2 protein-coding genes are annotated in these 4,848 nt (G+C 64.2%); one reads left to right on the plus strand and one right to left on the minus strand.

Annotated features, from left to right (window positions below):
- Positions 1-228: 228 nt before the first annotated feature.
- Positions 229-2,184 carry a type I pullulanase gene (gene pulA, locus B5G12_RS13915; RefSeq protein ID WP_087325461.1) on the minus strand — a complete coding sequence of 652 codons (1,956 nt, stop codon included), beginning with the start codon at positions 2,182-2,184 and terminating at the stop codon, positions 229-231.
- Between the two features lie 199 nt (positions 2,185-2,383).
- On the opposite strand from pulA, the gene B5G12_RS13920 reads away from it, so the two are divergent.
- Positions 2,384-4,438 (plus strand): AAA family ATPase, encoded by a 2,055-nt coding sequence (locus B5G12_RS13920; protein ID WP_087325462.1) that lies wholly within the window; start codon positions 2,384-2,386, stop codon positions 4,436-4,438.
- Positions 4,439-4,848 lie beyond the last annotated feature (410 nt).

Genomic DNA, 4,848 nt, shown 5'->3' on the forward strand with positions numbered 1-4,848 from the left:
TTTTCCTCCTTATGGTGTATAAAAGATAGAGACCCAAAACAGGTTCAAAGGAAGGTCCTTTCCTTTGTGTGCCTATCATAACATACCCCCCCCGGTGTCAAGACCCAATTTTGAATTTTCCCATTTTTTCTTTATTTTCTTTAGTTCGCATATTCTAACTTTGGGCGCCGGGATTCGGAGGCAGCAAAAAAGCGCCCCGCGAATGCGGGGCGCTTATGCAATTTTAGCTTATACTTGTCCCAAAATGGTGGCGCTGTAAGGCAGAAGCACGGTGGAGCCGGTGCGGATGATCTCCTCGCCGCGCCACAGGCTGGAGGAGACGCCGTCGCACAGCAGACGCCATTGGCCTTCGGGCAGAGGCACCGTGCACGATTCGGCGGTGGGATTGTAAAAGACCGCGATCTCGGGCCAGGCGGCGCCGTCCCCCTCGGCGGCTTCCAGATGCCAGCCCTCCAGGGGCGGCTCGAGGGAAAAGAACTGGATGGCATGGGTGCTCTCCAGCTTGCCGTCTCCGAGGCGGGGGAAGCGGGCGCGCAGGGCGATCAGCCCCCGGTAATAGTCCACCAGCCCATGGAACCGGGCGGCCCGGCCCCAGTCCAGCTGATTGATGGAGGCAGGGGAGCGGTAACTGTCCTTGATGCCCTTTTTGGTGCGGGCGAATTCCTCGCCGGCCTGCATGAAGGGGGTGCCCATGCAGGTGAGGTAGATGCCGGCAGCCAGCCGGTTCTGCGCCAGTATGGTGTCGGGCGCGGCGCTGTAATCGGGCTTTTTGTACCGCACCGCCAGCAGCTTATCCCACAAGGTCAGGTTGTCGTGGGCCGACACATAGCTGATGATCTGACTGGGGGCGCGGGGGTTGACCCGGTCGTGGAGGCACCAGGCCCCCACCGCCGCGCCGATGTCCCAGAACGCGTCCTGCTTGCCCTCCACATAGCCGGGGCTGCGGGACTCAAAGCAGTTGCCCTTGATGGCGTCCCGGGTGTCGTCGCTGAACACCCCGATGCGGGTGCTGAGCATCTGCAAATTGGCCTTGTTCGCCTCGTACCGCCGCAGCATACTTTGGCCGCCCTGCCAGGGCTCGCCGTACATCAGGATCTCCTCTCCCCGGGGCAGGCGGTCCAGCTGGCGGCGGATCTCGTTCATGGTGTCCACATCGAACAGGCCCATCAGGTCAAAGCGGAACCCGTCGATGTGGTATTCCCTGGCCCAGTAGAGGATGGAGTCGATCATATAGCGGCGGGCCATGGGCCGCTCGCAGCAAAACTCGCACCCGCAGCCGCTGCCGTTGGACAGGGTGCCGTCGGGGTTCTGACGGAAAAAGTAGTAGGGCACGGTGTCGTTCAGCACGTTTTCCTGGCGGTACATATGGTTGTAGACCACATCCATCACCACCCCAAAGCCGGCCCGGTGCAGCGCCGCCACCATCTGCTTGAACTCGCGGATCCGCACCTCCCCGTGGTAGGGGTCGGTGGAATAGCTGCCCTCGGGGACGTTGTAGTTGGTGGGGTCATACCCCCAGTTGTATTGCAGCCGCACCGGGCGGGACTCGTCCACACTGCCAAAGTCGAACACCGGCATCAGCTGGATATGGCTGACCCCCAGCCGTTTGAGATAGCTCAGGCCGGTGGGATAGATGCCGTCCCCCGACAGGGTGGTGCCCTCCTGGGTGAAGGCCAGGTATTTGCCCCGCCAGGGCCGTGTAAAGCCGCCCTCCGGGTCCCAGGAGAAGTCGCGGACGCTGACCTCCCAGATCACCCGCCGGGCCGGGGGGATGACGGGTCGGCGATCGAACTGCCAGCCCGACGGGTCGGTGCGGCGCAGGTCCACGATCATGCTGCGGTTGCCGTTGACTCCGGCGGCCCGGGCATAGGGGTCCGCCGTCTCCCGCACCTGACCGTTCACCCGCACCGAAAAGGTATAGTACATCCCGTGCTGGTCTCCGGGCAGGTAGAGGGTCCAGCAGCCGTGTTCCCGCCGTTCCATGGCCAGGGACCCGATGCAAAAGCCCCTGTCCCCCTGGCGGTAAAGGTTGACCAGCACCTGCTCGGCCGTGGGCGCCCACAGCCGCAGCCGGGTGCCGTCCCGGCTGTAATCGGGACCCAGAGGCCCGTCGTACAGATACTCCTTTTCAAACCGCTCGCTGTCATAATAGGCCCGCAGGCTTTTGGGGGTCTTTACGCTCACTGCTGTCACATCCTTCTCTACGTGCGCCCAGGGCGTATCCGGAAACGGCGCGCCCTGCAGATCCTTTTCTTCTATTGTAAAGGACGCCGGGCCGCTTTGCAAGAGCCGGGAAACAAAAATACAAAAGCCTCTCCCAGTTGCAAAAAATCCCCCGGCCCGCTATACTGGAAGCAGCACAAAACAGGGAGGGCCGCACAAGATGGGCTACAACGACGATTGGGAAAATTTGATGAACAGCGTGTTCGGCCCGGGGGGCAGGATGCGCACCGGAGGCAAGGGAAGCGGGGAAAAGGAAAAGGCGTCCAAATCCCCCGTCAGGGGAGCCGACCCCGACAGCCTGAACAAGGCCCTGCTGGAGCAGCAGCGCACCCTGGACGCCCTGCTGAAAAAGCAGAACAAGGCCCTCAAGGCCCAGGACACCGCCACCGCTGCCGCTCTGGAGGACAGCCGCCAGCTGCTGCGGGACATGGAGGCCGACGGCCTGCTGGCCCAGGGCACCGCCGACACCCCCGCCCAGCATCTGGGCAGCTTTGAGGGGCTGGCGGCCCAGGTCAAGCAGACGGTGCTGGGGCAGGACGCCTATGTGGACAGCCTGGTGCGGGCCATGCGCCGCCCCTTCGTGCTGGGGACGGAAGGGGAGAAGGCCCGCAGCGTCCTCCTGATCTGGGGGCCGGCGGGCACAGGCCGTCACTTTGCCCTGCGGGAGACTGCCCGCCTGATGGCCGCCCGGGGCCTTTTGCAGAGCGACAAGGCCGCCCAGGTGGACCTGGCCCTTTACCCCGACCCGGGCACCGAACGGCTGTTTTTGCAGGATCTGTACGCCGCCTTGAACGCCCCCGGGGAGATGGTCCTGTTCGAGCACTACGAGAGCTGCTGCCCGGCCTTCCTGCGCACCCTGGCCGACCTGGCCGTCAAGGGGGCCGCCCCCCTGGCCAGCCGGTATCTGGTCAACCGGGAGGGCATCCTGGTGGACGCAGGCAGCGCCCTGGCCGCCGGCGCGGTGAGCCGGATCACCCCCCGGGGCAAGTATCTGATCTTTTTCTCCCACAAGGGGCGGCAGGCCATGGCGGAAAAGCTGGGGGCCGGTTTTGTAGCGGCCCTGGGGGACGTGTGCCAGACCCAGCCCTTTACCCCCGAGAGCCTGCAGGCCCTGGCCGCCAGGCAGCTGAACGAGCTGGCCCGGCGCTGCACCCGCCAGCTGGCCCTGACCTTGCAGGCCGGCCAGCCGGTGCGGGACTATGTGGCGGCCCAGGCCGTTCCCAGAGAGGGGGCCGGCGGGATGGCCGCCTGCTGCGACCGGATCTTTCGGGCCCTGAGCGAGTATTGCCTGCGGAATGACAGCTTCCGCCGGGGCACCGCCGTACTGGATGTGGAAAACGGCGTGCTCCGCTTTTCCATCGACGGCAGCGTGCCCGCCCCTCTGGAGGAACTGCTGCCCCCCGTCTACGACGGCGGCGCAGAGCAGGTGCGCCGGGAACTGGACGCCCTGGTGGGTCTGGAGGAGGTCAAGAGCTATGTGTTCGGCCTGGCGGACAATGTCCAGGTACAAAAGCGCCGGGCCGCCGCCGGCATGAAGACCGCCAGCCTGTCCATGCACATGATCTTCACCGGCAACCCCGGCACCGGCAAGACCACCATTGCCCGGCTGGTGGCCCGCTATCTCAAGGCCATCGGGGCGCTGCGGGGCGGCCAGCTGGTGGAGGTGAGCCGCGGGGATCTGGTGGGCCGCTACACCGGCCACACCGCGCCCCTGACCAACAGCGTCATCGAGAGCGCTCTGGGGGGCGTACTGTTCATCGACGAGGCATACAGCCTCTACCGGGGCCAGCAGGACAGCTTTGGGCTGGAGGCCATCGACACCCTGGTGAAGGGGATGGAGGACCACCGGGAAGATCTGGTGGTGATCCTGGCGGGCTACACCAAAGAGATGCAGCAGTTCCTCACGGCCAACAGCGGCCTGGCCAGCCGGTTCCCCAACCAGATCGAGTTCCCCGACTACACCGCCAGCCAGCTGGTGGACATCACCGTGTCTCTGGCGGCGGGGCGGGGGTACCGTCTGGATGACGGCTGCACCTTCCCGCTGCTGGGGTATTACCAGCGCAGGCAGGCCGCCGACAGCCGTTCGGCCGGCAATGGCCGTCTGGCCCGCAACACCCTGGAAAAGGCCATCTACAACCAGAGCCGCCGTCTGGTGGCCGAGCCCAGCGCCCCTCTGGATCTGATCCTGCCCGGGGATCTGGAATTTGAAGAATAACGAAGCGCAAAACAGAAAAGGCCCCAGGCCGTGCTCCTGCAAAGGAACGCGGACCCGGGGCCTTTTCCCGCACCAAAACAAAAGTTTTGTAGGCCTCACCATAAGGCCTTGTCCTTATTGTACGACATCCAGAGGCCTGCGTCAAGTTTTAATTTTTTCCTTTTGACCGCCGCACAAACTATCAAAAAAGTCCTGTCCAGCCGACATGTGCGGATGGACAGGACACATACAGGGAAATTTGACGGAGAGAGTGTGCGAGCCGCCTTGCGGCGAGTGCGCGGTTCGACGGCAAATTTTGTCCCCAGGGGGATACCAGGGGGAAAGAATTTCTGCCGCGCGGCTGCGCGCAGAAATGGGTTCCCCCTGGAGCGTGTCGTTTTCGACACGCTAAACAATGCGGGGGCCGGCTT

Source organism: Faecalibacterium sp. An58 (genome assembly GCF_002161515.1).
In the GTDB taxonomy this organism is placed as follows: Bacteria; Bacillota; Clostridia; order Oscillospirales; family Ruminococcaceae; genus Faecalibacterium; species Faecalibacterium avium.